Annotated in this window: 2 protein-coding genes; one reads left to right on the forward strand and one right to left on the reverse strand. The window is 73.0% G+C overall.

Going from position 1 to position 1166, the window contains the following annotated elements; genetic code table 11:
• Positions 1 to 92 precede the first annotated feature (92 nt).
• Positions 93 to 650, reverse strand: coding sequence for an NADPH-dependent FMN reductase (locus I5E_RS15210; RefSeq protein ID WP_022907734.1), 558 nt, complete (start codon positions 648 to 650; stop codon positions 93 to 95).
• 163 nt (positions 651 to 813) lie between these two features.
• Here I5E_RS15210 and I5E_RS15215 point away from each other — a divergent pair.
• The coding region (locus tag I5E_RS15215) for an alpha-amylase family glycosyl hydrolase (protein ID WP_031262898.1) at positions 814 to 1166 on the forward strand (353 nt) is incomplete at its 3' end.

Genomic DNA, 1166 nt, shown 5'->3' on the forward strand with positions numbered 1-1166 from the left:
GATGCGGTGGGCGCGACCGTGCAGGGACGGGAGGCGCGGTGCGGACCCGCACCGCGCCTCCCGTCCGCCGCCTGGTCGCGTCGGCGACGTCGTCAGGCCGCGGCCTGCTCCTCGGACGCGCCGGCGAGCGCGGTGAGCGCGCCCTGGACGAGCTCGACGACCTCGGCGTCCTCGCGCGGGTGGGTCTCGGCGAACCGGACGACCGACTGCGGGATCGCGACCTTGACGTCCTCGAGGACCTTCGCACCGGCGATGCCGGCGACCTTCCGTGCGTCGTCGTGCGCCCAGACGCCGCCGAACTGGCCGAACGCCGAGCCGATGACGGCGAGCGGCTTGCCCGAGATGGGCGAGGCGCCGAACGGACGCGAGGCCCAGTCGAGCGCGTTCTTCAGGACGGCCGGGATCGTGCCGTTGTACTCGGGCGTGACGAGCAGCACGGCGTCGGCGGCGTCGATCGCGGCGCGGAAGGCGACGGCCGCGGCGGGCGGGGTGTCGCCGTCGATGTCCTCGTTGTAGAAGGGCAGGTCGACGATGCCGTCGAAGGTCGACAGTTCGATGCCCTCCGGGGCGTGGTGCGCGGCCGCCTCGGCGAGCTTGCGGTTGATGGACTCGGCGCGGAGGCTGCCGACGAGGGCGAGGACGTTCGTCATGGGGATCCTTCGGTTCTGGGACGGAAAGGTGTCATCGACAACCAATGCGTGCGCGCCGAGCGCTATTCCCGGGCCGGTCGGACGCCGTCCCCGGGTCGGGCGGACGCCTTCCCGGGTCGGCGGACGCCTTCCCGGGTCGGGCGATCGTCGCTACGGTGGCGACGTGAGCACGCTTCGGACGCCGGCCAGCACACCCCGCACGACCGACCCGGACTGGTGGCGGGACGCCGTCGTCTACCAGGTGTACCCGCGGAGCTTCGCGGACAGCGACGCCGACGGGCTCGGCGACCTGGCGGGGATCACGAGCCGGGTGCCGTACCTGGCGTCGCTCGGCGTCGACGCGGTCTGGCTCTCCCCGTTCTTCCCCTCGCCCCTGGNCGACGGCGGCTACGACGTGGCCGACTACCGCGACGTCGACCGTCGCCTCGGGACGCTCGACGACTTCGACGCGCTGGTCCGTGCCGCGCACGAGCACGACATCCGGGTCATCGTCGACATCGTGCCGAACCACACCTC

It is taken from the genome of Curtobacterium sp. B18 (assembly GCF_000333375.1).
In the GTDB taxonomy this organism is placed as follows: domain Bacteria; phylum Actinomycetota; class Actinomycetes; order Actinomycetales; family Microbacteriaceae; genus Curtobacterium.